Here is a 25,744-nt window from a genome sequence, read left to right on the forward strand (position 1 = left end):
GGGTGCGTATAGACTCTGATGAAGACAACCCGTCGGACTGAAATGGTGAAGCATCTGTCGGAAAAACAGCTTGACGAAGCAATCAATGAAGCCCAGAAGGCGGACGAGACCCGTCTCGTCCGACGACTCTGCTTCATCAAGAACGTCTCTCTCGGCGACACTGACAAAATGGCTGCACGACGTGTCGGTGCGTCCCAACCAACCGGTGGACGCTGGCTCAAAGCCTGGAACGAAGGTGGAGTCGATGGACTTCGACCGAGCTTCGCGGGCGGCCGCCCCGCGAAGCTCTCCTCTGAACAGTTTGACGAGTTCTTTACACTCCTCGAAGACGGTCAACCGTGGACACCACAGGAGATCGACGATCTTCTTTGGGACCGATACGGCGTGACGTACGATCGATCCCACCTTGCTCGAATTCTCCGTGGTGATGGAATGCAGTACGCAAAACCACGACCGATGGACCCGCGACAATCACCGGATGCTGAGAAGGATTTTCGTGAGCGCCTGGGAGAGGCGCTCACGAAAGAAAATGGTGATGAACCACTCGTTCTCGGCTTCTTCGACGCTTCGTGGCCACAACCGTTCGAGAACTCCCAGCGAATGTGGTCGTACGATCGAACCGTGGAAATCGACAAACCACTGGTGACAGTCCCCTGGAAAACGCTTGGCTTCTACGCATTACTCGGCAAGAGTACGCTCATCTTTCGGAAACGAACGACGAAAGAGAGTATTTGCGCAGCGTTAGAGGCAATCCGTGAGCAGAATCCGGTTGGGCGGATTCTGCTCATCGCAGACAACGATGGCGGTCATCATGCGAAACTCACCCAGCAACGGGCCGACGAACTCGGCATCGAGTTCGTCTTTCTCCCGCCGTACTCGCCGATGTTCAATGCCATCGAACCGCTCTGGAAGACGCTCAAACGGAAGATTTCGCCAGAAGTCTTCGAAGGAAAGGACCACTTCAAGCAGTTCGTTACTAACACCTTCCTGGACCTATCCAAACGCGTCAGCTTCGCCGACAACTGGATCAAAACATTCCTCCCGGATATTCAAAAGTTATGCTGACCACTCGAGTCTCTCGAACGACCCCGAGGCACTCGGCCTGCTCCGCCTGTAGACTGTCGAGACTACTCGAGGAGGGATCCGACCGCGAAATCGCGGTCCTTCAGGCCTCTGTGCTGGAAGATGAGTTAGAAACGATTCTTCGAGAAGTTGTGTCGCGTACGAATTGGAGTATCAGGCCTTCTGTTCGATGATTTCTGTCACCGCATAGAACGGGACTGTGTCAACAAGCGCAACCAGTAACTTGACCAAGTACTGACCAACGACGATCGAGACTAGCGCCCATCCCCATGTTGGATCACCACCAAGCCCGAGAGCGGGGAAGATTGCGAACCCGAGTGTAATGAACACGACTGTATCGGCACCCTGACTGACGGCTGTCGACCCGCAGTTCCGTATCCATCGGTGGCGACCGGCTGTGCGAGCCTTGAGCTTCGAGAACAATCTCACGTCCATGTGCTGAGCGATTGCCAATGCCACAACCGACGCGAGGATGATCGATGCCGAGTCACCCAACGTAGCCACGAACGCCTCCTGTCCGTCGTAGAACGGTGCCGTTGGCATCCAAATCGCCAAGAAAACCAGCAGATACGACACAGCAAGCGTGAACACGGTTCCGTTGACAACTGATGCCGCGTACTCACGTCCGTGATACTCAACAAGCAAGTCAGACGCCAGATACGCAACGCCGAACGCAACGAACCCAGCAGGGACGGCGACGCCACCGATCCCAGGGAGTTCGACCCACGTCAGTTTCGCCGCCAGCACGTTCGCAAGCACAACAGAGCCAGCGAAGAGAGCGGTAAATATCGCTCGCGTATCCTCAATCTGCACGCTGAACCACCGTCTCAACCTGGACGCTTGGCTTCTCAATCAGTAGCCCGATACTATTCGGCCCACCTTTTGATCTTCTCTGGACCATACTGGGGGAATATATTTGCGAAATATAGTCCTATCGGTTGATCAATTCTCCGTGTCAAGAGCTGTTGTCAGATATAGATCAGAGCACCATCGAAGCGTTAGTCGACCGGGAGTATTGTACAACAAATTATATTAACTAAGAGTGCAAAGTTAATACTGTGACAAAGGATGAATCCCTAGACGAGTTGTTGGATGAACTTGAGAGCCATGGCGATCTCGACAAGGCACAGCAACAGGTATCAATTGGTATCGACGAACGGCGATACGGAAAGGCAGTCACAACCGTCTCGGGATTCGATGTTCCAGAATCAAAGATCGAATCGCTTGCCTCATCGCTCAAATCGTCACTGGCGACGGGCGGGACGGTCAATGATGGTACCATCGAACTACAAGGCGACCACCGCGACCGACTCCCTGAACTGCTTCGGGAACATGGCTATGACACCTCATAGCACCGGCCACAGAGGTCACGATTCACAATCAGTACTATAGCTGAACAGAGGCGCTAGGCCCTCTTCTGACTGCTCGAGTACAAGTGCAAAGGCGAAGAGACGCCCTTCGTGGCCGTTGATCCAGTTGGGACGACCAGAGAGTGTGCGGCGTGGGGCGTCTCGACGGACAAGTTGCTGTGGGCCCGCGCTCAACTCATAAAGAGTCGCCGGCCCGCCCGTTCGTGGCGCATCCCCATAATTTCAGCCAGCGGCGCAAACGAAGCCATCGCCATCAGCTCGCCATCGATGTGACGTCCACAGACAGTCGTGATTACGGGCTGGAGTTCTTCGAGCACGGACTGGATTTCGGTGTGGCCGAACCGACCGAGCCGCTGGGCCGCTCCGAGCAGTCCCGTGACGAACGAGTAGGCGTGAGAAAGGCAGGCCTCGAGTCTCGAGAGTCCGCGCCGTTGTGCGACGACGCCGAAGACCACCGGATAGTGACCCGGTGTCTCGTCGGCTTCGATGGCTGCCGCGAACAGGGTCTCGAGATCGCGCTCATCCCTGCTCGCACGGTTCGGATCCGTCTCCGCGAGCAACTCACACAGCTTTGCTCCCGCCTTCGTCGAACTCTCGCGGAACTCTCGAGGCATCGTCACCGCGTGGAGTCTGTTGTCGACGGCCAGCAGCATGTCGAACTCTCTCGCTTCACTCGCCCGGTGGGCATTGGCCAGCGCGACGGTCTCACAGGGGCCGACGACGCGCCGAAGGTACGCCGCGAGCAGCGCCTGCAACTCGTCGCCGTCCTCGAGTCGATCCTCGTTGATGTATTGTTCTAAGCCGTACGAGGCCGTGTAGCTGCCGACGGGGAGAAACGAGTCGGAGAGCCGAAGTGCAGTCAGGAACGAGCCGGTATCAGTTGTCATGGTGGTGGTCGTGGCTGTGATCGCTGTGCATGTGTCCGTGGCTGTGACCGTCGTGTGGGTGCTCGTGGCTGTGGTCGCCACCGGTCTGCTCGTCTCCACGCCCATGCTTGTGATCCGTCCCGGCGTCGTCGGGGTCCGTCACGAACAGGTCAGCTTCGACGGTCGTCTCCTGAATCGTCGAGCAGGGAACGATATCGGCGACGACCCGCTCGACGATGTGACGGTCGGCCGCAAGCGGGACGTAGACGACCCCCTTTTCGACCGCGAGATCCCAGTGCTGGTTACCGATCCGATGGCCGAGTTCGACCGCCGCCTCGAGTGTCTGTGTCGTTGTGTCGGTCGGCAGCGTCACTGCAAGCGCGTCGCGTGGCTCGAACGCGACGACGATCATTCGGTCAGCATCAACCAGCAGGACATCGCCAGCGGAGACTGCTGCTTTGTCGACGGTGACGCCGACATCCGTCCCTGAATCTGTCGTTGCCCGAAATCGTGAGCGTCGCCGGTTGTCGGCGTCGATGACGACGCGCTCGAGCGTGCCGGCTGCCTCGTGGTCCGTTCGAAGCGCGGCGAGGTCGTCGTCGGCGTGGACGTTGCCGACGATGCTGTCGATTCGCTTCATCAGTATCGCCGGTCGGCAGGTGCGCCGACCCCCAGTCGCTGCTGTCGCGTTTCGTCCCACGCGGCGCGAAGCGCCTCGGTTACGTCCGCCTCGCGGTGGCCGAGGATGCGGACGACCGCTCCAACCTCATGGGGCAGCGTCGAAACGCCGGCTTGGACGCCCTCGCGGTCCGAAATCCGGTCGTAGATGCCCTCGACTAGCTCCTCGAGGAAGAACTCAGCTGTTCCGTCACTCGAGGCCGGCACAAAGACGTACAGCGAGCCGACGACGCCGTACTCGCCGACGCTCGCGGAATCCTGCGGGTTTCGTTCGCTCGGCCGCAGATCCACGGCGTCGGCACAGACCAACCGGCCGTCGTGCTCGGCTTCGACACGCGCGTGATAGTGGTCGAAACTGAACGGCTCGTGGTCACTCAATCCATCGGGAACGAGGATGTCTCCCACGATGACACAAGCGTCGTCGGCGAGGTCGACCCGGACCGTCTGGAGACAACGCGCGTCCTCGTTGATGATCGTCGCTCCCGGCAGATACTCGAGGTAGCTGCCTGCTTCCGCTCGGAGCGAGGCGTCAAGGTGGGCGTAGTTTGCGCTCATGCTGTGGACTTTCGTTGCACTCTGAGTCGTCACGTGCGCGCGAGAACCTGCGCGAGCATCGATGACCATCCGATGTCGATCACCCTGTGCGACGCCGCCAGTTGGTTCCTGAGCGACCAGCGTCGTGAGGCCGGGCGCTGGGTCGCTCTCGAGCGTGCCCGTCAGATGGTAGGGCACTTTGACGTGATCGCGGATGAGCCGGGTTGGATTGGCTCCCTCACGGGCGAACGTCGCTTCGAGCAGCCCGTTCTTTCCGGGGCCACCGGCTGGGGCCTGTGCGAGCGATTCGTCGGCGTAACTCTCGAAAGCGGGTGGCAGCGGTGGGAAACCGTCCGTGGGACCTCTCGAGTGGGTCGCACTCACGCGAACAGCACCTCGCGCTCGATGTGCTCGAGCACCGTTTCAATTCCCGTCGCGTCCTTGCAGTTCGTGAAGACGAAGGGGTCGTCGCCTCGCACCTCGTTTGTGTCGGCTTCGATCACGTCTAGATCGGCGTCGACGTGGGGTGCGAGGTCGGTCTTGTTGACGACCAACAGGTCGGCCTGTGTGACGCCAGGGCCGCGCTTGCGCGGGATATCCTCGCCCTCTGCGACGCTGATGATGAACACGAAGTAGTCGGCCAACTCCGGATTGAAGGTGGCGGCGAGGTTGTCGCCGCCGCTTTCGATCAGCACCACGTCTAGTTCGGGGTGGCGTTCGGTGAACTCATCAATCGCGGCGAGGTTCATCGAGGGATCTTCACGAATGCCCGTGTGTGGACAGGCACCCGTTTCGACTCCCTCGACGAGATCGGCAGGCAGCAGGTCGGCAAACGACTCCCGAAAGACATCGGCGTCTTCCTGCGTCATGATGTCGTTGGCGATGACGCCGACCTCGTAGCCGTCATCGACGAGTTTGGGCACGAGGTGTTTGACCAGCGCCGTTTTGCCGGAGCCGACGGGGCCACCGAGGCCGACTTTCGCGACATCTCTGTACCCCATCTATTCGCCCTCCGATCGCTCGAGGTCGGCACCCGGAGCCGGATCAACCGTCTCGAGTTGATTGCGACTGTCGGCGCGGATCGGGTCGTGAACCGTCACCAGCTTGGTGCCGTCGGGGAAGACGGGTTCGACCTGAATGATGTCGACCAGTGCGGGGACGCCGTCCATGACGTCCTCGCGGGTGAGCAGCTGAGTCGCTTCAGTCCGAATTTGGGCGACCGACTTCCCCTCGCGGGCGGCCTCACAGGCCCAGTCGGAAATATACGCCACCGTCTCAGGATGGTTGAGTTTTATGCCACGGTCTTTCCGACGGCGGGCGAGTTCGGCGGCCATGAAGACCGTCAGTCGCTCCAGTTCTTTCGGCGAGAGGTTCATTGGCTTACCCCCGTTGTCGCCATGGGTGGATGAGTCGGCCGACTCGAGTGTGTCGTTCGTTTCGTTGATACAACAATCGTCGTGGGGGTTGGGTTCGTTGAGTAGACCATCGGTTCAGAGAAGGTATCGCTGTGCCAGCGGGATTTCATCGGCGGGGTCGCAGGTGACGTGTTCGCCGTCAACCTCGACCTCGAACGTCTGGGCGTCGATGTCGATATCGTCTGGGCAGTGGTCGTTGTGGAGCATATCGGATTTCCGGACCGACCGCGTGTCGCGGACCGGCCGGACGGGTGTTTTGAGATCGTAGGCGTCGCCAACGTCGTTCTCGGAGGCGGTCTCGCTGACAAACGAGACCGAAAGGGCGTGTTTCGCCCGGCCCTGTGCGCCGGCGCGTTCGCGGCCGATCACCGGCTCGCAGGTCATCAGCGAACCGTTGGCCTCGCCCATCTGGGACCAGACCGGGAAGCCGCCCTTGATCACTGCCTTCGGCTTGATGCCGAAGAAGCCGGGCTTCCAGAGTGCGATATCAGCCAGCTTGCCCGGCTCGAGCGAGCCGACGTAGTCGTCGATCCCTGCCGTGATCGCCGGGTTGATCGTGTACTTGGCGACGTAGCGTTTGATTCGGGCGTTGTCGGCCTCGGTTCCCGCGTCGGCCTCGAGCGGCCCACGCTGGGCTTTCATCTTGTGTGCCGTCTGCCACGTCCGACAGACCAGTTCGGCCATTCGGCCCATCGCTTGGGAGTCGGTGGTCATCATTGAGATCGCGCCCGTGTCGTGGAGGACGTCCTCCGCGCCGATCGTCTCCGCGCGAATGCGGGATTCGGCGAAGGCGACGTCCTCGGGGACGTCGGGATTGAGGTGGTGACACACCATCACCATGTCCAGATGCTCGTCGAACGTGTTCTCGGTGTAGGGCATCGAGGGGTTCGTCGACGACGGCAGCATATGCTCGTGGCCGATCAACTCGAGGACGTCAGGTGCGTGGCCTCCGCCTGCGCCCTCGATGTGGAAGGTGTGGATCGCACGGCCGTCGATGGCATCGAACGTCTCTTCAACGAAGCCAGACTCGTTCAGGGTGTCGGTGTGAATGCAGACCTGGACGTCCACCTCGTCGGCGACCTCGAGGCAGGTGTCGATCGCCGCTGGCGTCGATCCCCAGTCCTCGTGGAGTTTGAGCCCACAGGCCCCAGCCTCGACCTGCTCGTATAGCGCGTCAGGCTGGCTGCTGTTGCCCTTGCCGTAGAATCCGACGTTGACGGGCCACTCTTCTGCGGCCTGCAGGAAGCGCTGGATGTTTCGCGGCCCCGGCGTGCAGGTCGTCGCGCCGCCGCCAAAGCCGCCGCCGAACATCGTCGTGACGCCCGTGGCGAGCGCGTGATCGACGAGCTGTGGGCTGTTGAAGTGGACGTGTATGTCGAGCGCACCGGGGGTCGCGATCAGCCCGTCGGCGGGGATCGTGTCGGTGCTCGGGCCGATCACCATATCGACGCCGTCCATCGTGTCGGGGTTGCCGGCTTTGCCAACGCCGACGATCTCGCCGTCACGGACGCCGATATCGCCCTTGCAGATTCCGAGGACGGGATCGATGACGACGACGTTCGTAAACGCCCAGTCGAGCGCGCCCTCAGACTGTGTCGTCCCCGACTGCATCCCCATGCCGTCGCGCATCGTCTTCCCGCCGCCGAAGACGGCCTCCTCGCCGGGAACGCCGTAGTCGGTCTTGATCTTCGCGAACAGGTTCGTATCACCAAGTCGAAGGCGGTCGCCCTCGGTCGGCCCGAACAGATCCGTATACTCCTCGCGAGGCAGGTCGCGGCTCACTGCTCGGCCTCCATGTAGCCTCGCGCTCGAGCGCGCTCTATGGCTTGCGTCCGAATCTCGTCGTCGAGGTCGCCGCCAACCAACCCGCCCATTCCGTGGACGATCCGATTGCCACCGATGGCGACGAGGTCGACGTCGCGCTCACAGCCGGGTTCGAACCGCATCGCCGTTCCGGCGGGGACGTCGAGGCGCATCCCGTAGGCCGTCTCCCGGTCGAACGTGAGGCCGGGATTGACCTCGAAGAAGTGAAAGTGCGAGCCGACCTGGACGGGGCGGTCGCCGGTGTTTTCGACGGTCACCGTCGCCATCTCTCGACCCTCGTTGATTCGTACTGGGTCCTCGGCCGGGCGCAACTCGCCCGGAACGAACTCGCTCATGGGTCGATGACACCCGGCTCGAGCGCCACTGACTCACTATGGTGTTGTCTCATCATATGGCGAGCTAAACGCACAGATCATGTAAACTCGAGCGTGGGCTACAATATTTGCCCACGATAGCACGATATTAAACTACGAATGGGTAATAACCTCCCACTCAGCACATCATCACGTGAAGGTCGTATTAGGATTGTACATTTCGTCAGCTCTGGGGTGAAAGAAGTTGATTGTGGCAATCAGTGGACGTAAATGGCCGGTCCTCGAGGGGGTGACGTATGGCTCGGACAGTCAGGATCGCACGAGTGAATCAGTCGGTACGGTCGCGGTGATCGACGGTGGTCGCCGACGACATCCGAATGAAACGGAAGATTCAGCAACTGGGCTCCTCGACATTGGCGGTCACCCTTCCGGCAGAGTGGGCCCGCGACCACGACGCACGGAAAGGCGACGAGTTGCTTATCCAGCGCGATGAAAACGGCGGCTCGCTCCTGCTTATTCCCGAGTCGTCTGCCACTGCAGACGAGTCGGCGGTGATCGATGCCGATGCCTTAGCGCCCGACGCCCTCGAGCGAGCGATCCTCGCCCAGTACGTCCTCGGTCGGCAGCTCATCCGCGTCGAAAGCGACACCACCCTCTCACCGGCGGCGCTCGAGGCTGTCGCCGACGTCGAACGCCAGTTGATGGGGCTCGGGATCGTCGAGCAACGCCTCGAGCGCGTCGACGTTCGCTGCTCCGTCGCGCCCGACGATTTCGAGCTGCCAACGCTGCTCTCCCGGCTCTGGCGCACCGAAGCGACAATGCGAGAGCATGCCGTCGATGCGCTCTGTACCGGTGACGGCGAGTTGGCCCGGCGAACGATCCACCACGAGCGTCAGGTCGAGAAGCTGTTCTACCTCTTCTTGCGCCTGGTGTTGACGACGTACCGGAACCCACGACTGAATCAATCCGTCGGCCTCGAGACCGGCTTCCCGCTGCTTGGCTACCGCTCAGTTGCACAGGACGTCGTGTTGATGACCGAACGAGCACGCCGAATCGCGACGCTGGTCGCCGAGAGCGACGATCCCACACCGCTCGACGACGACACGACGACACAGTTCCGGGCCGTCGCTGACGCACTCGCAACGACGGCCGATGCGACCCGGGCGGCCGTCACCGAACCCGACCACGAAGAAATCAGTCGAGCACGCGGAGCACTGAACACGCTCTCGACGGCCGTCGATGGCGCACAGACCCATCTCGAGCAAACACGACCCGAGCCGCTGCTCGTCCTCCAGCGAAGCCTCACCGCGTTGCGCTCGAGCGGCGAGCATGCGACGGACAGTCTGGACGTCGCCGATCACTTCGCGTTTCGCTCCCGGTCGGTCGTCGATACGGACGCGACGACCGACGAGCGATAACGGGATTTTGGGCGACTGGATGGGGGCAGGACTGCCTGCTGATCCAATCGCGGACTTGAGTGGACCCTCCACCACCGCGTGAGGTGCTCCGCTGTGGTGTGTCGCGAGGATGGCAAAAACAGTTCGTCCGAGCGACAGTATTAGGGTGTATTAGGAGTTCATGCCCCCTCCGATGGTTTGTCCTCGCTCTTGGAATCAGGAGACCGTAGTACACATTCGAAGGAACACTTTTACATTTAGTTGCGGATTTCCACATGTTCAGCTGATTCAGAACACGTTTGACCACTGTTCTGGAGACTGGCTCGAGCGATCACAACTATGACAAACGACAAATCTGGACGCGACATGTACGGCGACGCGTACGACGAAGCGAACGAACCGATCTTTGCGGGGATCCCGTCTTTCCTGAAGCTGCCCCAGATCGACCGCGATGCGGTCGGCGAGGACGACGTCGACATCGCGATCCTCGGTGCACCGCTTGACACGGCGACGACGATCCGCCCCGGAACGCGCTACGGACCGCGTGCGGTCCGTGCAGCGTCGACAGTTCCCTCGCCGCCGTACCAGCACTTCAACATCGAGACTGGGATCGACCCGTTCGACAGTTTCAAAGTAGCCGACACCGGCGATGCGACGATCTCACCCGGCGACACGAAAGAGAGTCAGGACAACATCGAAGACGCGGTGTACGAGATCGCTGACCAGGATGCGACCCCGATCGTCATCGGTGGCGACCACTCGATCTCCTACCCCGATATCAAAGGCTGGGCGGAGGCCAACGACTACGACGACATCGGACTCATCCACTTCGACTGTCACGCCGACACCGACGATGACGGCCTCTGTGGCTTCGAGTTCGACCACGGGGCGTGGGTAAAACGCCTCTACGACAGCGATCTGATGGCCGGCGAGAACTACACCCTCATCGGCCCGCGTGGCTTCTGGCCCGGCCCGGACACCTACGAGGAGATGCGCGAGGCCGGCATGAAGTGGTACACGGCGATGGAGGTCGCCCAGTTTGACCTCCACGACATCGTCACCGACGCGGTCCAGCGCGCAACTGACGGCACCGACGCCGTCTGGATCTCCTTCGACATCGACGTCATGGAGCCGGCCTACTGTCCCGGCACCGGCGAACCCGAACCCGGCGGGCTCATCCCCCGCGAGGCGATTGCCATGGTGCGCGACGCCGTCAAACAGCTCAACCCCGACCACTTCGGGTTCGACGTCGTCGAAGTCGCCCCACAGTACGACGCTAGCGACACCAACTCCTACAACGGCGGGATCACCTCCGGCTTCGCCAACCGCCTCATCCTCGAGGTGATGGGCAGTATGGCACTCGCCGAACAGGGCCGCACCGAAGGCTCACCGATCAAACCCAAGGAACCACTCGGACCGAAAGGCGACCTCGAGGCCCCGGCAGACGACTGACGAACGAGACACGCACTGCTGTTTTTCGCCACGCGGTTTTTTGTCACACGCTCGCTTGGTGATCCGTGATCGACGTCGTCTCGACAGACGGTACGCTATCCACGACCGCCGGCTAACTGCGCCGATTCCGGCAGGGAACGCAGCCAGAGCATTGCGATCGTCCCGACCAGCGGCCCGATCGCGAGGGGAACGAACGCCCACTGCCAGCCCACGGCCCGCTGGACGATGGGGATGAGCTGGATCGACCCGATGGTGATGAGAAAGCCGATGGCCGTCTGGAGCGTCAGCGCGGAGCCGACGTAGCTGTCGTCTGCGAGTTCCGAGACCGCTGTGGAAAACTGTGCGGAGTCCGCGACGATGAAAAAGCCCCAAATAAGCACAAACGGGGTAATGATCGCCAGCGACGAGCCGTAGACCACGCCTGCAAGCAGACACGCGGCCCCGGAGACGATCATCGACGCGCTCGTGATGATCGATCGGCCCACTCGGTCCGCGGCCGAGCCGGCGAGCCACGCACCGACGCCACCGATCGCGATCGTGCCAAACGCAAGCAGCGCCGCCCATCGCTCGGGAGTCGGCGTCCCACTGGCCTCGAGGCTGGCGAGGAGAAAGACCGGAATCCACGTCCAGACCGCGTACAGTTCCCACATGTGCCCAAAGTAGCCGGTGTTGGCAAGGACGACGCCGCGATCGGAGACGATCCGGCGGATCGCGCTCGGATCGAACGGGGCTGTCTCAGGCTGGTGTGGGCCGTCCTCGTAGGCTAATGCGAGGAGGCCACCGACGGCTGCGATGGCGGCCGTTCCATACAGAACGAGGCGTGGCTGGCCGATCCCGCCGACGGCCCGTAGCAGGTGTGGCGAGGCAGAGCCGACGGTAAGCGCGCCGACGAGGACGCCGATCGCGAGCCCGCGGCCTTTGACGAACCACGAAGCCATCATTTTCATCCCAGTCGGGTAGACACCGGCAAGTGCAACACCGGTAAGAAAGCGCAGGACAATGGCTTGGAACCCGCTGTCTACGACGCCGGCGATCAGTGCTGTCGACGCCGCACCGGCGAACGCACAGCCGGCAAAGAGATACCGCGGTCGAACGACGTCGGCGATCGTCAGCGACGCCGATAGCAACGCTCCGACGACGAACCCGAGCTGGACGGCGTTGGTCAACCACGCCGTCTCGGCGGCCGTCAGCGACCATAGCTCGGCCAACTCAGGGCCGACAGCGGTCCCGCTGAACCACAGCGTCATCGCGAACAGTTCGGCGACGCCGATGAGAACAAGTGCACGCCATTTGGTACCAGCAACCGCTGCCATGTCCCTACAATACAACGAATAACTGATATAAATGGCGGGGTCGATCAGTCGTCGTCACTGCTGCCGGCCGCGTTGTACGCGGTCGGGCTTGGTGCTGGCGTATCGGTTTCTTGACCTCCTCCCGCGCCTAAAGTCGCGGGAATCCCACCATGGGATTTCAGGCCGACCGATTCGGCCCTAAGGTTTCAAGACGCATACGTTCCAAGCGTCAATTGCTGGGCTTCAGCATCGGCTTGGCTGTCTTGTGGGCCGGTCAAACGGCCCCCTTCCTCAGCCGAGTCATCGCCATCCGTGTGTTCTCTTGAATGGCTCTCTCCGCTGAGGTAGCGATCTGCAATATTGAGCGCGGCGTTGATGTCCGCATGGTACTCCGAAACCCAACACTCCGAGTTGGAACACTTGAACGTCGCTTGGTCGGGGCGGTATCCCTGCTCCCCGCAACAGTGACACGACTTCGACGTATACGCGGGATTTACCGTCTCCACACGAATTCCCTTCTCAGCCGCTTTGTAGCGGAGTTGAGCGTACATCTTCGCAAAGCCCCATCCGTGCAACCGGCGGTTCATGAACGCACCGTAGTCCATGTTCTCGCGGATGTGCGTCAGGTCTTCGAGGACCAACACGGGATTCTCGAATTGATCGGCGTAGGCGACGACCTCCGACGTGACCGTGTGGAGTATGTCGTCAATCTGCCGCCAGAGCGAATCTCCGTAAGACTCAGCGATACGTTCACTTCCGCGTTTCTGAAGGCGACGAGTCGCCGTGAAGTACGTCTCGCGGAGTTGTCTGACTCGCTTGCCTTCGTCGTTCCAGAGGTTGGGTGTAGCCGGGGAGCCGCGCTCGTCACGGTGACACACCGTTACCAAAGAGGCTTCCCCGATGTCTACCCCGATCGGCGTTTCGGACGCCGAACTGGATTCTCGTTCCTCCACGTCTCTCGTGGCGACGATATGGAAGTACCACTCACCGTTGCGGTCGAACAGCCGACACTCACCCATCTTCGCGTCTCCCGCGTACAACGCTTCCAGCCACTCTCGCTGTTCGGGGTTCGGTTGTGCGGGGAGCCACAGGTTGTAGTCGTCGTGATGTGGGATTTTGACGTACCACTCGATGGCGTTCTGTGGCTTGTGGTCGAGCTTCGGGCCCTCGTTTGTGAACCGGACGGGATGGTCGTCGTGAAGCTCTTTCGCGTCGTAGCTTCCGCCACAGAGTTGTGGGACATACTTCTTGAGGGCGTTCTTCGCGTATCCCGACAGGTCGTAGTTGACCACCACGTCGTTCGCTTCGGTCGGGGTGGTGCAATTCGCGTTGAACGCGGCTTCGAGGGCGTCTTGGTACGCCTGTTTCGTCTCGCAGAGCTTCCGGTGCTTATGAGCAGTCGGCTCCACAAGCTTCAGTTCCAGCGTCTCCGTGAGTTCAGTCACTGTTTCTCCCCCTCGTGGCGTTTCTCGTGTGCCAAACAGAACTCATGAACTCTGTTGACGCTGGATGTAGTCTTGAACCGTCTCGCTTGAGACGTGTCCTGCTGTTCCCGCGTAGTAGCCGCGCGCCCACTTGATTTTCTCGCCGTCGTGGTCGGCGTAGCGGTGGTTGTACTTCCGTGAACTGATGCCTTTGAACCAGTTGGCGAGAAGGGACGGGGCGTGCTTCGGCGGGCTACTCACGAACAGGTGTATGTGGTCGGATTGAACCCTGAGTTCGATGATCTCCAATCCTTTTTCATCGGCGATTTCGTGAAGGATTCGACGCACACGGTCTGCGACCTCGTTGACGAGTACCGAGTTGCGGAACTTCGGCAACCACACTATATGATAGTTGAGGTTGTGGGTCGCGTGTCGTGTAGTCTTCATCCGTACTACACACTATGGTTAGTTCTAATCTTAAAGCTGCCGAATACGTGGGAAATATAGCGGTTCGTAGCAACGCAGTTTGGACAAACTATGCCTACCGCTCGACCCGCGCCTGAAGACGCGGGTATGCGCTCGCACTATGTATCAGCCCGAGAATCACGATTCCAGTGATGTAGGATGTTCCGAGGAACGTCTCGAAGAGAAAGCCGCCCGCGACGAGGTTTCCTGCCAACAGGATCGTGAAGCTGAGACAAGTCACTACCGAGGCGAAGACCTCGACCGAACGGCCGTAGCGGCGGCGAAAGAAATCTGGTAGCGTCATCAGGTTCATCCGATTGAGCGGCTTCGCAAAGAACAGGCCACAGATGATCAGACAGGCCGCTAGTCCGACGGGGAGCGCAGCCCCGGCCCAGAAGCCGAAATCAGCCGCAAGGTCCGTGTTTCCAAGCGTGGCGTTTGCGTCTAGCGACTGTGCCATCAGAGTCGCCGCGACGATCGGCAACACGAGTCCACGGCCGGCGAGAATGTAGTTCTCGCTGCTTCCGTCGACGTTGCGGGCCATGTAGAGCCCGATGGTGATACACACCGTCAGGAAAATGGCTACGCCACCGATGACTATGGTTCCGGACATTCGATCACCGTTTTCCCACGTCCAGTTGACAAACTTGAGTCGACTACCGTCTGAGCTATCCCTCTATGACTCGCTCTTCCGGTGCAAACGTCGAAATCTGTTGTTTCAACGCGTCTCTCTCGCATAGCAGGTCCCTGTTTTGAGATCGTACTCATATTCAACACAGACCTTTAGAAATAGCCATCATTGAAAAGATTTTCCGCGGTATTGTATAGTGTATATCGCCGTATAGTGAACGAATACGGTCGGAACAAGCATCCCTGGACCGTTCATGGAGTGCTAGTCTCTAGCAGTGTCGATATACTCCTTATATCCGGTAATACAACAATAGGAAGGAGCGTTGGCGGTCTGCTCGAGCATGTCTGTGCCGGTTGATCGACGACTCTCGGCGTCGTTTCAGTGCCCGTGACCCGGAGTCGAACAATTCGAGCAGCCTGTTCGTCGAAGGTGACAACGTCTTTCAAGCCGTTACTCTGGAACGCTCTTGACTGAATCTCGAGGGACCCAGCGTTGACGAACCGAGTGAGCGGTTTCGCAGAGACAACACGACGCCAGAATCGACATAGTATGGCGATTTTCCAGAGCCAAAAATCTCAAATGTCTAACTTTCGTAGTTAACGTATGGTCTTCGATACAGACGATTCCCTCCAGCCCAGCGATGGTGACCGTACCACCGAGACCACTCCAGTTTCTCGCCGGCGTGCGCTGCAAGTCGGCATCGTCACTGCCGTCTCACTTGCGGGCTGTCTTGATACTGACTCGAGCGACCCGAACGGTGAGAGTGACACCGAGTCCGAGAGTAGCAGTGATGGCGACGGATCGGAGGGAGAAGGGTCCGACTCGGACGAGGGTCCGCTGACCGTGGTCTATGCGTTCTTGGAGGCAGCTGCGGACGAAGACCTCGATCGGATGAGCGAACTCTCTCACTCACACAATCCACTGGATCCTGCGGCATGGGTCGAGGATGGCTGGGAGTTCCGTGGCGGCGGCGACGAGGAGGATCTCGAGGGACTCGATGCTGAGGTAATCGATGACGACGCCACGGTCGAAGATGTGTTCGAGCTAGAAGGTGCAGCGTTCTGGTTCGAAGAGGACGAACTCGCTGAGACGCTTGAGGGTGCGGATATGGCCACGGTCGAGGTTACTGTCGACGATCCAACTGAGGACGATACGGTTTGGATGCTCGCGACTGAGGATGGTGAGTGGCGGTATCTGTTTTCAGCACCAATCGACGACACCCCAGACGACCCTGAAGCGGTGTTCGAGGAGCCAATCGAGGACGAAAACGACGACGTAGTCGTCGAAATTGATTGGGAGTACGACAGTCCGACAAGCGACGTTCCACAGGCTGCTGTCGTGCTCACCGATGAGCGAGGCGTTGATGCCAACCGGATCGAGGTCGAGTCCACTATGGAAGGTGCAAGCACGGGAGCATTCGACCGTGACGATGACGAATTCACCGCCACGTGGGAGGATATGACTCTCTACATCGCCTACGATACTGATGGCGACCAGATCGTCGTGACCGCAATCAACGAGGAAGAAAACGAGTCGGAAGTCGTTCACCGCGAACACTACGAGCCATAGTTTGACGCAATGAAACAGGTGATCCCCGCTCATGAAGACGTGAAGGTCTGGGGAAGCAGGCGACCCGTACGCAGTCACCAACAGCAGTAGACCCACCGTACGGGCTGTCACAGTTCCGTTTCCCAACGGGCGAGTCTGCGTGGAACGCGCGACTCAGCGGAGCAGTGCTCTTTCTCGAGTCCATCGCCGGATGGCCGCCTTCTGCTTCGTAGTGAAGGCCGTCACCGCAGCGAGAGTGCGACGATCGGAGAGTCGTCACACGGCGCGCGTATTGGTATCGTACACTGACCTAAGCAGCGTATGACTATCCGCCCTGACGGAGTCGCTCGCGTCATGCGTAGACGTCAGGTGTTACTCGGAACGGGTGTTGCATTGCCGACGATCATCGCTGGCTGTGCCAGCGAAGAGGGCTCAGACGACGGAGAGTCCGCCGGCGAGACCGATGATGACGAGACCGAAAGCGAAACGACCGATGACGACGGGAGCGGAAACGAGACGGAGACCGATGATGAGGGCGAGACGGACAGTGAGGACGAAGACGCGACCGAGGACGAGGCTGATCCGTTCGACGTGGACAGCGAACCACCGGTCCAAGGCCTTCGTATCACCGACGACGACCTCGTCCAAGACGAGTACTCGGTGACAGTTGTCGGCATCGTCGTCAACGATTCTGGAGAGGAACTCATGTCTGTCGAAGTCGCCGTCGCGTTCTACGACGCCGACGGCGAGCGCGTCGACGAAGGCTCGACGCGCATCGGTGACATGGACGACGAGGAGGAAATTCCGTTCGAGATCATGAGTCTCGAGGACGACGTTGTCGAGTACGAGCTCGCGATTGTGGACGGGGAGACAGCCGAACAGACGTTCGGGTAGCGTGCTCGCTGTTCGGTTGATTCCCGCGCCCGAACTCGCGGGAGGCTGTCGATAACAATAGTGGTGTCTGCGGGCTGAGGTGGCAGCGTGCCTCGGGGCGTGCTCTCGAGGGCTGAAGGTACACTTATACAGCGACAGTTCGAACTACGCTCCGTATGGCGGTTGATGAGTCGGTGGCGGTGCTTTCGCTTCCCGCATCGACGCTCGAGCGCGTTTCACGAGCCACCGTTCAGGATGCTGTCCAGTATTTTTCTCCGGACTGTGTCACGATCTCTGGAATCCGAACTGGCAACGCGTACGCACTCGTTCGTGATAGTGCTCCGAACCGGCCTGTCATCCACCCACAACTCGGCCACGGTGGGGGACCCATCGAGCACTATCGGTACGCTCTCGAGACAGGGGTGCGCGAAGTGTCCGACACAGCCTCATCAGCGGAGACGATCGATCTCCTCGCCGTTCAGAGTCGTGACGTCCTCTCCCGTCTCGAAACGCAACTCACAACGGGTGAGCGCCAGACGGGCGACAACGCCGCGACGTTTCTGTTCGTCCCGCAACTCACCATCGACTGGAATCCGACGACACTCTCGACGACCCTTCCGAACGCCGAACAGCTCGCAGCGATCAGTGCGACTCTCTCCGAGCCAGTTACCGTTCTTGCGGGCGGACAGCCAGCTGAGTACTACCACGAGTGGACACTGACGCACAACTGCTCGTCTGTGCGCGTCCCGATCGCCGGACTCGGCGCAACGACTCGAGGCGGATCGAAGTTCGCACAGTACACGTGCACGACACGCGGAAGCGTCGCCGCAGAAGCTGTCGATTCCGGCCGGTTCGGGCTCACAGCACTGAACGGTGTTGGTCAGGCAACTGCCCAACAGTTGCATCAACGGGGGTGTGAAACGATAGACGACGTCCGAAATGTTGCGGTCAGTGATCTCACCGATCTCTCGGGAGTCGGACGGACGACTGCTGAGAAGCTACATGCCCATGCGGAGGTCATCGAGTCGGGAGAGCCGCTTGTCTTGACGAACAACACGCCGGTCAAAACACGTGACGGTCGGCCACCGGTCTGTCTCGACATCGAAACCGATGGGCTCTCTCCATCAATCATCTGGCAGTTCGGCGTCTACGATCCGGCGACCGACAGCCATCAGGCGTTCATCGAGAAACAACACCCAACGAATCCGAAACCAGTGCTTGAGGCGTTTATGACCTGGTTTCTTGCCACTCACGGTGACCGGACGGTGCTGACGTGGAACGGCCACGGGTTCGACTACCGCTACATCACTCAGTTCCTCAATCGGTACTGTCCGGCGTACGTCGATGCCTGGGACGACATCTGGACCTACGATCTGTACAAGTGGGCAGTTCGTGACGGTAACGTGTTGCTCCCTGGCCGAACGAACAAGCTCGATCACGTGGCCCGTGCTCTCGGCTACGAATCCGCTGGCACCGGCTTGACGGGTGCACAGACCGCTGTTGCATACCAGTCGTTCATGCGGAACCCAGACGATCCCGAGCGAGCACCCGACTGGGATCGACACGAGGCGTACTGTGAAGATGACTGCCGGGCGCTCTGGCACGTCTATGAAGCGATCACCGATGCAACACGGCGCGACATGACTGACAGCGGCGCTGGCGGCGCAGATGGACGCCAGGCAGGGCTCACTGACTTTTGAAAATGATCGAACACAACACCGAAACCGACAGGAACACTCGCATCGACGTTTCAGGGACGGCTCTCGTCGATACCTTTCCCCGTTCGAGTCTCACACCGGACTCCGCATACATCGAAACCATCGAGCTCCCTGCAAAACCAGCCGACACAGTCCCGACGGACGATGTATTGCAACCAGCACTCGCCGACTCCTATCCATACGAACTGTTTCGTCACCAGGCCGACGCCCTCGAGGCACTCGACGCCGGCGACAACGTCACGGTGGCGACATCCACGTCCAGCGGAAAAACGCACATCTACGGGCTGCAGATCGCTCGAAACCTCCTCGAGGCTGGCGTCCTCAACGCGGATGGCACCCGTGTGTCTGAACGGAACGACGCCTCCACCGCGCTCTGTGTGTATCCGATGAAGGCGTTGACGAACGACCAACAGGAGTCACTCGAGGAGCTGTACGACCAGCTCGGCCTCGACATCCGAGTCCGGACCTACGACGGCGATACGACGGGTGATCGCCGCGCGATTCGCGAGCAGGCGGACGTCATCCTCACGAACTTCGCTGGCCTCAACGTCTACCTCGAGCACCACGACAAGTGGAGTCGGTTCTACAGCGCCCTCGACCTCGTCGCGATCGACGAATCACACACCTATACGGGGATCGAGGGGATGAACGTCGCGTGGATTCTCCGCCGGATGCAACGCGTCGCCGACTACTGGGGCGGTGACCCACAGTACGTCCTCACCTCTGCGACGATTGGAAACCCACAGGAGCACTCCGAGGAACTCATCAACGCTCCCGTGACCGTCGTCGACGACGACGGCTCACCACACGGGCCACGCGATATCGTCCTGTGGAACCCACCACCGCGAGACAAAACGCGTGACACAACCCCTGATGAGGGTCCGTTCAGTTCCGAACTCGAGGACGACTCCGAAGCGGACTCCGAGGACGAGTTCGTCGCGGAACGAGTGCCGGCCAGCGTCGACGCGCCGAAAGTATTCAATCATCTCACCGCACACGATGTTCGCACGTTGCTGTTCTGTCCGAGCCGAAAACTCACCGAACTCAGTATCCAACGTGCTGAGGACCACCGACGAAACAATCCTCGAGCATACGACCGATTACCCGCTGTCGGTCGAGAAGCGTACAACGCGGGGCTCGGTCGCCGCACCCGCCACTCCCGTGAACACCAGTTCAAAACCGGCGCACTCACGGGTCTCGCAACGACGTCGGCACTGGAACTGGGGATCGACATCGGAACTCTCGATGCGACCGTCTTGATGGGCTATCCAGGACAACGGCAGTCCTTCTGGCAGCGAATCGGCCGCGCCGGTCGTGAGGCAAGCCGGAGCCTTGCGGTCCTGGTCGGTGATCATCGGACCCTCGATCAGTACATCCTCACCCACCCCGAGTATTTACTCGAGACCGACGTCGAAGACGCCGTCGTCGACACCTCGAACAACGCCGTCTTCGCGACGCACGTCTGCTGTGCCTGTGACGAAATCGCACTCGACGAGTCCGATATCGAGACGTTCGCCGACGAAGACCGGCTTCGGGCTGCCGTGAACATGTGGCGTGAGGCTGGTTTCGTCGACGGCTACCTCGACGCAGCCGTCCACTACAGCGGCCCCAGCCGTCCACAGACTCGCGTCAACCTCTATGGCACCAACACCACGGAGTACCGGCTGCAGCTTGCCGATGACGTCGACCGCGAACGCTGGGGCCTCCCCGACGACCTCGACCTCGAGCCAGTCGATCAAAACCGTGCCTACCGGGATTACCACGAAGGGGCTGTCAGGCTCCAAAACGGCCAGCAGTACGAGGTCGTCACCGTCGATGAGGATCGTCCCCAACCGATTATCGAACTCGAGCCGGTCGAGTGTGAGTACTACACCCGTTCTCGAAACAAGGTCAACGTACTCGATGCTGACTCCGAGCAGTCTCGTGAGATCAACGGCTTTACGCTCCACTTCGGCCGTGGAACGGTGTTAGTGCATCACCACGCCTACGATCAGATGTACATCGGTAACAGCGAGCCGAAACAACAGCTGATCCCGACCGACAACCCACCGATCCTCATGGACACACAGCTCTGCTGGGTTGAGGTCCCCGAAGCCGTCGAGAAACCACTAATACGGAAGTATCAGGACTACGGCGTCGAAACCGGCGTTGATTCGGATCAGGCAGGGGTGGCACATCTCGGATACGTCGCCGGACTGCACGCTGCAGAACACGCCACAATTCAGACTGCGCCGCTCGAGCTCCGTGTCGATAAGAACGATCTCGGTGGTCTCGCCACACTCGTCATGGATACTCACTATACCCATCCTGAGTATGACGACATCGCCGATTCGATCAGGGACTCGTTCGAAGCCGCAACGCACGCCCTCGAACAACGAACCAGCGACCTATCCGGCCGTTCCTCCTCGGGCTGGTTCATTTACGACGGCGTCGACGGTGGTCTTGGCTTCGCACGCGCCATCTACGACAATTTCGAGGCGCTCGCCGAACGCGCTCGAGATCAACTCAGAGACTGCAGCTGTGGGCAACCCAACGGCTGTCCTGCCTGTACGTTCGATGAAAACTGCGGCAACGACAACAAGCCACTCCTGAGGGCATCAGCGATCGATGTCCTCAACCAGCTCCTCGGTGTGGACGATCCTGACGATCTTTCAGCACACCGTTCAGATGAGCACGGTGGCGATCGGCGTCCCGTCGTTTTCTACTCTTGACATCCTTTCGCCCCTGAAGACGTCCCCAGCACGCAGAGCGTTCTGGTGTGCGAACGAGACGCGTTGTGTCTCGTTAACGCAGGAATCCCGACCGCGGCTGGGATACAACAAGACAGTGGGGTGACTCGAGGGCAAGTCATCTCTTCGGTGAGTGGTCGCCCTGAGCGAAAGCGGCCGTTTCAGACGAGTGTGATGCCGCCGTCGACGACCAGCGACGCACCGGTGATGAACGCTGCCGGTTCGGAAGCCAGATAGACGATGGCGCTCGCTAACTCTTCAGGATCGCCCTGGCGGCCGACAGGTGTGGCGTTCACAGCGGCCTCAATCGCGTCCTCGTCGGCAACCCGTTCGGCAGCGCCGGTGTCGACCATTCCGGGAACGATGGCGTTCATCGTGATCCCGTCAGGGCCGAGGTCGATCGCGGCACTCCGGGTGAAGCCAACAACTCCACCCTTGCTCGCCGCGTAGTGTGAGAGGTCACCAGACCAGCCGATATGGCCGCCCGACGCTGATGAGACGTTGACGATCCGGCCATAGCCCGCTTCACGCATCGCCGGAAGGACTGCCTTCGTACAGTTGAACACGCCCGTCAGATTGATGTCGATCACCTGCTGCCACTCCTCAGCAGTCATCTCATCGAGTGTCGCCGTTGGGAAGATTCCCGCGTTGTTCACGAGGATGTCGACACGACCGAACTCCTCGAGTGTGTCGTCGACGACTGATTCCGCCGCCTCGCGGTCGGTGACGTCAAGCTCGCGTACGAGTGCGTTCGCTCCGCGCTCCTCAACCGCGTCGCCGACGTCTTCACGCTCCGGGATGACGTCCGTCACGACGACGTCCGCACCTTGCTCTGCCAGCAACAGCGCAGTCTGCTTGCCGATTCCGCCGCCTGCACCAGTGACGATCGCCACACGGTCGGTAAGGTCAATCATTGCACCGTACGATACGCGCGAAAGGATCATAAATCTATCAATAGAGGTGAACGTGTCCTCCGCAATCGGCACTTGACCACAACATATGGGTGCTCAGGGGGTGACGACCCTGCCTGCTATCACGTCGCTACACGATTTCCCGACCAATACGAAGCCGCGTGGTGTGTCGTCGTCGGCTACTGCGTCAGAATCGAAGACCGTGCGACCGGTGGCTCCACTGGACAGGTGTGATAAATTCGTGACGCTGTATGCAACTGGTAGCTTCGCTCCTCAATGGCCGCCTACGAGTCGTAAGCGTGGGCCTCGAGTGTCTCCATGTCTACGGAATCTAACACTGATTCGTTCGTTGCTTCGAGAATGACCGGCGGGACGGTCGTCTCCGGGAGGCGTTCGGCCCGCGTTGCTTCGAGGGCCTCGACCCATCGCCCGAGACAGAGACACCAGCGATCACCCGGGGAAAGCCCGGGAAACTGTAACGTCGGGCGCGGTGTCACAAGATCGTTGCCCCGTTCTTTGCTGAACGTCAGAAACTCGTCGGTCATCACCGCACAGAGTTCGTGTCTCCCCCGGTCGTCAGGATGCGTTCCACAGCAGCCATCTCGCTCGAAACCAGTCGTCGGATCGGTGCTACAGGTGGCAAGCTCCCCGCCGAGGACGTTCTGTTCGGGCATACTGGTAGATCGTACTGTGTGAACAAAAACCCTCTTCCCGTATGATGGTTTCACCGCCACTTTCTTTGCCCAAGTGCTGTCGCTGACCGCTCCGTTGCATGCAGTCATTGGAGGGCGACCTCGAGTCGACCTTGCTCCTAATCGGTCTGGAAAACACGTCAGCGACGAACAGTCACAGCCCAGTTGGCTGATCTGCAAGGTGCTAAGTCCCCGTGTTGAGGAAAGAGCGAAAGCTGGCGAGTAGGCGGATACCGGATTCTGCCCGCATCTGCATCCGTGCCCCTTCTGCTTGCGTTTCTGTCTCTCGAGCGCTTCGCCTCCCGTGTACCAATTCTCAAATAGCCTATTCTGAATGTGGCTATCCAGGGCCGTGGTGAATCGCACCCATTTGCCCCCTTCTGGCTACGACTGTCGGGCAGTCGGCATTCGAAGCGTGAGCGCGACAACCACGGCCATGATGACGGCTAAGGCGATATATCCCTGATCAAAGTATCCGTAATCAGCGATCACGCCAAAAAGAACCGGGCCGCCAGCAGCGAGTGCTGCGGTAATCGTTCGTACAACGCCGAGACCCGTGCCTTGCATTTCGTCGGAGAACGAATCGGCGAGAAACGACTGTGTGACTGCACCAGTCCCGAGCATCGTACTTATCAGCGCAGTTACTACGACGAGAAACCAGACGCTGTCAACGATCGGAAGGAGGAAAAATCCTGCAACGGCAGGCAACAAAATGCCGACAAGTGATTTTCGCATCCCGATCCGATCATACGCTGTCCCTGCCACTGGCTTTACAACCACACCAACGGCGAAAAAGAATCCAAACAAGACACCCGCGACTGACGGTGCCATCCCTTTGACAGTTGTGAGGTATGTCGGGTAGAACGTCGTGAACGACTGCCAGATGAACAGATACAGAAACAGAATGCCAGTCATGAACCCCATAGATGGGTTGCGAAGTTCCGTGACGACACCAAGCGTGTCCCACAGTGATTGGGAATCTGTTGACTGTGACGTCGAACGCTGGGGCGAGGACGTCACAAAGATCGCGATTCCAGCGACAACGAGAAGCGGGACCACGAAACCGAGTCCGACCTGCCACGCAACCACTGCAGCGAGGACGGTTGCAATCGGTGGCAGTACTGTCTGTCCAACATCGCCTGTTGCCATCGTCACACCAAGCGCGCTTCCAAGCCGACCAGAGTACAGATTTGAGAGGAACGTGATTCGGGCGATTGGATACAGCGAATGGCCGACTCCCCAAAGTGCTGTTGCAGTGAACAGAACCAGTGGTGACGGGGCAGTGATGACAAGCCCGAGTGCTACTGCAACGATACCGGTGCTCACAGTCATCAGTGTTCGCTCATCGAATCGGTCGGCGAGTATCCCCCCTGGCAGTTGGCCGATCGCTGCAAAGAACCACAGAACAGAGACCAGTAGGCCGGCGACAGTCAGACTGAGGTCAAACGCAGTTTGTAGGTAGGGGATAATAACCGGGTAAACCATACGGGTCCCGTTGAGCAACCCCCATGCAACAGCGACGGCAACAAGTGAGACACCTTTCCCGTCGCCCCACAATCCTTTCGCTTCCTGTCTAAAAACTGCCAAGACGTTCATTATATGATTTACTAGTGGAAAAAGGGGCTACGTACTCATATCCTCTGATTTTCGCCACCACTGTCTTTGGGATATTCTGTCCCGTGATTGTTATTTGACAACACAGCGGTCAGTCCGTGGATCCTACTCGAGGGGTTAATACTCCCTACTTGATACGCACCGGTCGAACGCAGTCGAGTACCATCCCCGTCCCGCCCGATGCAATCTGCTCGGCGACGGTGACAGGTTCGACCGCTTGGATCCATTCCTCGAGGGCGTCCATGCCATCCTCGAATTCGATAACTGGCGGATGAAAGAGGAACGGCGATTCACCGGCGTCGGCCTTCTCGCGCAACTGTCCCATCATCTCGGATGGACTGTGGTCTTCCAGCAGCGTCGTATCGAACGGGATCACCGGCGGCGTGATCTCGATACCATCGGGCTCGTGGTCGGTCCTCCCGAGCACCCAGTCGAAGCCGACCTCTTCGATCACTTGGACCGTCCCGTCGCTGAGGTCCAAAAACGGGGCAAAGAAGCCGTCCGGTGAGAGTCCCGTCGCATCCTCGATCGCTGCCAATCCGGTCGTGATCGCGTCGTGGGCGTCGTCGTAGGAGAGTTCGGCGTACGTATGATGACGATGTGAGTGAAACGCGATTTCGTGCCCGTCAGCGTCGAGCATCTCCATACTCTCGGCCTGTTCCTCGGCGTCGCGGCCGAGGAAGACGAAGCTTCCCGACGCATTGTTGTCCCGGAGCATCGCTGATACGGCCTCGAAATCCGGCTGTTCGTATTCGGCGACGCAAAACCACGCCTTCCACTTGTGTCGCTCCGGCAGTTCACCGTCGGTAAGCAGGCTCAACCACGTCTCGAACTCCCTGAGTGTCGCATCGTCTGCTGGTCGCATACTGGTCTCTGTGTCGACTCGTCACGGATTAAGTCTTCACTCGAGGTAC

General features: G+C 59.8%; 23 protein-coding genes and 1 pseudogene. 8 read left to right on the forward strand and 16 right to left on the reverse strand.

All coding sequences use genetic code 11. From position 1 onward, the window contains the following. Window positions 1–18 precede the first annotated feature (18 nt). Window positions 19–1,065, forward strand: a complete 1,047-nt coding sequence (locus DV706_RS18795) for an IS630 family transposase (protein ID WP_136350973.1) — start codon at window positions 19–21, stop codon at window positions 1,063–1,065. A 171-nt stretch (window positions 1,066–1,236) separates the two neighbouring features. On the opposite strand, the gene DV706_RS18805 is transcribed toward DV706_RS18795, so the two are convergent. Further along, window positions 1,237–1,896, reverse strand: coding sequence for a queuosine precursor transporter (locus DV706_RS18805; protein ID WP_006067077.1), 660 nt, complete (start codon window positions 1,894–1,896; stop codon window positions 1,237–1,239). A gap of 245 nt (window positions 1,897–2,141) precedes the next feature. On the opposite strand from DV706_RS18805, the gene DV706_RS18810 reads away from it, so the two are divergent. After that, window positions 2,142–2,435: an SUI1 family translation initiation factor gene (locus DV706_RS18810; RefSeq protein WP_049889899.1), complete on the forward strand. Its 294-nt coding sequence runs from the start codon at window positions 2,142–2,144 to the stop codon at window positions 2,433–2,435. Window positions 2,436–2,623: 188 nt separating this feature from the next. Here the strand turns inward: DV706_RS18810 and DV706_RS18820 are convergent, their stop codons facing one another. The 7 genes from DV706_RS18820 to DV706_RS18850 form a co-directional block, all read right to left on the reverse strand. After that, entirely contained in the window at window positions 2,624–3,340 is a 717-nt protein-coding gene (locus DV706_RS18820; protein WP_006067079.1) for an urease accessory protein UreF, read from the reverse strand. After that, window positions 3,330–3,959 carry an urease accessory protein UreE gene (gene ureE / locus DV706_RS18825; RefSeq protein ID WP_006067080.1) on the reverse strand — a complete coding sequence of 210 codons (630 nt, stop codon included), beginning with the start codon at window positions 3,957–3,959 and terminating at the stop codon, window positions 3,330–3,332. Before ureE ends, DV706_RS18820 begins: the two co-directional genes overlap by 11 nt. Then, window positions 3,959–4,915, reverse strand: coding sequence for an urease accessory protein UreD (locus DV706_RS18830; protein ID WP_006067081.1), 957 nt, complete (start codon window positions 4,913–4,915; stop codon window positions 3,959–3,961). The genes ureE and DV706_RS18830 overlap by 1 nt, the downstream gene beginning before the upstream one ends. Then, entirely contained in the window at window positions 4,912–5,532 is a 621-nt protein-coding gene (ureG, locus tag DV706_RS18835; protein WP_006067082.1) for an urease accessory protein UreG, read from the reverse strand. The genes DV706_RS18830 and ureG overlap by 4 nt, the downstream gene beginning before the upstream one ends. Next, the gene (locus DV706_RS18840; protein WP_006067083.1) at window positions 5,533–5,907 is read right to left on the reverse strand and encodes an urease subunit gamma; all 375 of its coding nucleotides are present in this window, start codon (window positions 5,905–5,907) and stop codon (window positions 5,533–5,535) included. A 114-nt stretch (window positions 5,908–6,021) separates the two neighbouring features. Beyond that, complete coding sequence (gene ureC / locus DV706_RS18845; RefSeq protein ID WP_136350975.1) at window positions 6,022–7,728, reverse strand: urease subunit alpha; 1,707 nt, start codon at window positions 7,726–7,728, stop codon at window positions 6,022–6,024. Further along, entirely contained in the window at window positions 7,725–8,105 is a 381-nt protein-coding gene (locus DV706_RS18850; protein WP_006067085.1) for an urease subunit beta, read from the reverse strand. The genes ureC and DV706_RS18850 overlap by 4 nt, the downstream gene beginning before the upstream one ends. A 335-nt stretch (window positions 8,106–8,440) precedes the next feature. Between DV706_RS18850 and DV706_RS18855 the strand changes: the two genes are divergently transcribed. Both DV706_RS18855 and DV706_RS18860 read left to right on the forward strand, forming a co-directional pair. Further along, a complete protein-coding gene (locus tag DV706_RS18855; protein ID WP_006067086.1) occupies window positions 8,441–9,502 on the forward strand; it encodes a phosphate signaling complex PhoU family protein in 1,062 nt (353 codons plus the stop codon). A gap of 318 nt (window positions 9,503–9,820) precedes the next feature. Further along, a complete protein-coding gene (locus DV706_RS18860; protein ID WP_136350976.1) occupies window positions 9,821–10,933 on the forward strand; it encodes an agmatinase family protein in 1,113 nt (370 codons plus the stop codon). A gap of 95 nt (window positions 10,934–11,028) precedes the next feature. Here the strand turns inward: DV706_RS18860 and DV706_RS18865 are convergent, their stop codons facing one another. The 4 genes and pseudogenes from DV706_RS18865 to DV706_RS18880 form a co-directional block, all read right to left on the reverse strand. Next, window positions 11,029–12,246, reverse strand: coding sequence for an MFS transporter (locus DV706_RS18865; protein WP_006067089.1), 1,218 nt, complete (start codon window positions 12,244–12,246; stop codon window positions 11,029–11,031). Window positions 12,247–12,431: 185 nt separating this feature from the next. Beyond that, on the reverse strand, window positions 12,432–13,670 hold the full coding sequence (locus DV706_RS18870; protein ID WP_006067090.1) for an RNA-guided endonuclease InsQ/TnpB family protein: 1,239 nt from the start codon (window positions 13,668–13,670) through the stop codon (window positions 12,432–12,434). 42 nt (window positions 13,671–13,712) lie between these two features. Further along, window positions 13,713–14,096, reverse strand: a complete 384-nt coding sequence (tnpA, locus tag DV706_RS18875) for an IS200/IS605 family transposase (RefSeq protein WP_006067091.1) — start codon at window positions 14,094–14,096, stop codon at window positions 13,713–13,715. Window positions 14,097–14,238: 142 nt separating this feature from the next. After that, window positions 14,239–14,727 (reverse strand): annotated as a pseudogene (locus DV706_RS18880) (sodium:solute symporter family transporter); the annotation flags it as partial. A gap of 621 nt (window positions 14,728–15,348) precedes the next feature. Between DV706_RS18880 and DV706_RS18885 the strand changes: the two are divergent. The 4 genes from DV706_RS18885 to DV706_RS18900 all read left to right on the forward strand — a co-directional run bounded on the left by DV706_RS18885 (window position 15,349) and on the right by DV706_RS18900 (window position 21,595). After that, the gene (locus DV706_RS18885) at window positions 15,349–16,314 is read left to right on the forward strand and encodes a hypothetical protein (protein WP_006067093.1); all 966 of its coding nucleotides are present in this window, start codon (window positions 15,349–15,351) and stop codon (window positions 16,312–16,314) included. Between the two features lie 333 nt (window positions 16,315–16,647). Beyond that, entirely contained in the window at window positions 16,648–17,187 is a 540-nt protein-coding gene (locus tag DV706_RS18890) for an FxLYD domain-containing protein (protein ID WP_136350977.1), read from the forward strand. Window positions 17,188–17,342: 155 nt separating this feature from the next. Further along, complete coding sequence (locus DV706_RS18895; protein WP_006067095.1) at window positions 17,343–18,866, forward strand: ribonuclease H-like domain-containing protein; 1,524 nt, start codon at window positions 17,343–17,345, stop codon at window positions 18,864–18,866. A gap of 2 nt (window positions 18,867–18,868) precedes the next feature. Then, entirely contained in the window at window positions 18,869–21,595 is a 2,727-nt protein-coding gene (locus DV706_RS18900; protein ID WP_006067096.1) for a DEAD/DEAH box helicase, read from the forward strand. A 179-nt stretch (window positions 21,596–21,774) separates the two neighbouring features. Here the strand turns inward: DV706_RS18900 and DV706_RS18905 are convergent, their stop codons facing one another. The 4 genes from DV706_RS18905 to DV706_RS18920 form a co-directional block, all read right to left on the reverse strand. Next, on the reverse strand, window positions 21,775–22,527 hold the full coding sequence (locus DV706_RS18905) for an SDR family NAD(P)-dependent oxidoreductase (RefSeq protein WP_161569819.1): 753 nt from the start codon (window positions 22,525–22,527) through the stop codon (window positions 21,775–21,777). A gap of 281 nt (window positions 22,528–22,808) precedes the next feature. Beyond that, window positions 22,809–23,198 (reverse strand): DUF2237 family protein, encoded by a 390-nt coding sequence (locus tag DV706_RS18910; protein ID WP_006067098.1) that lies wholly within the window; start codon window positions 23,196–23,198, stop codon window positions 22,809–22,811. Between the two features lie 402 nt (window positions 23,199–23,600). After that, window positions 23,601–24,812: an MFS transporter gene (locus DV706_RS18915; protein WP_193787992.1), complete on the reverse strand. Its 1,212-nt coding sequence runs from the start codon at window positions 24,810–24,812 to the stop codon at window positions 23,601–23,603. Between the two features lie 145 nt (window positions 24,813–24,957). Continuing rightward, entirely contained in the window at window positions 24,958–25,695 is a 738-nt protein-coding gene (locus DV706_RS18920; protein WP_006067100.1) for a polysaccharide deacetylase family protein, read from the reverse strand. Window positions 25,696–25,744: the final 49 nt, after the last annotated feature.

This window comes from Natronorubrum bangense, from assembly GCF_004799645.1.
Taxonomy (GTDB): Archaea; Halobacteriota; Halobacteria; order Halobacteriales; family Natrialbaceae; genus Natronorubrum; species Natronorubrum bangense.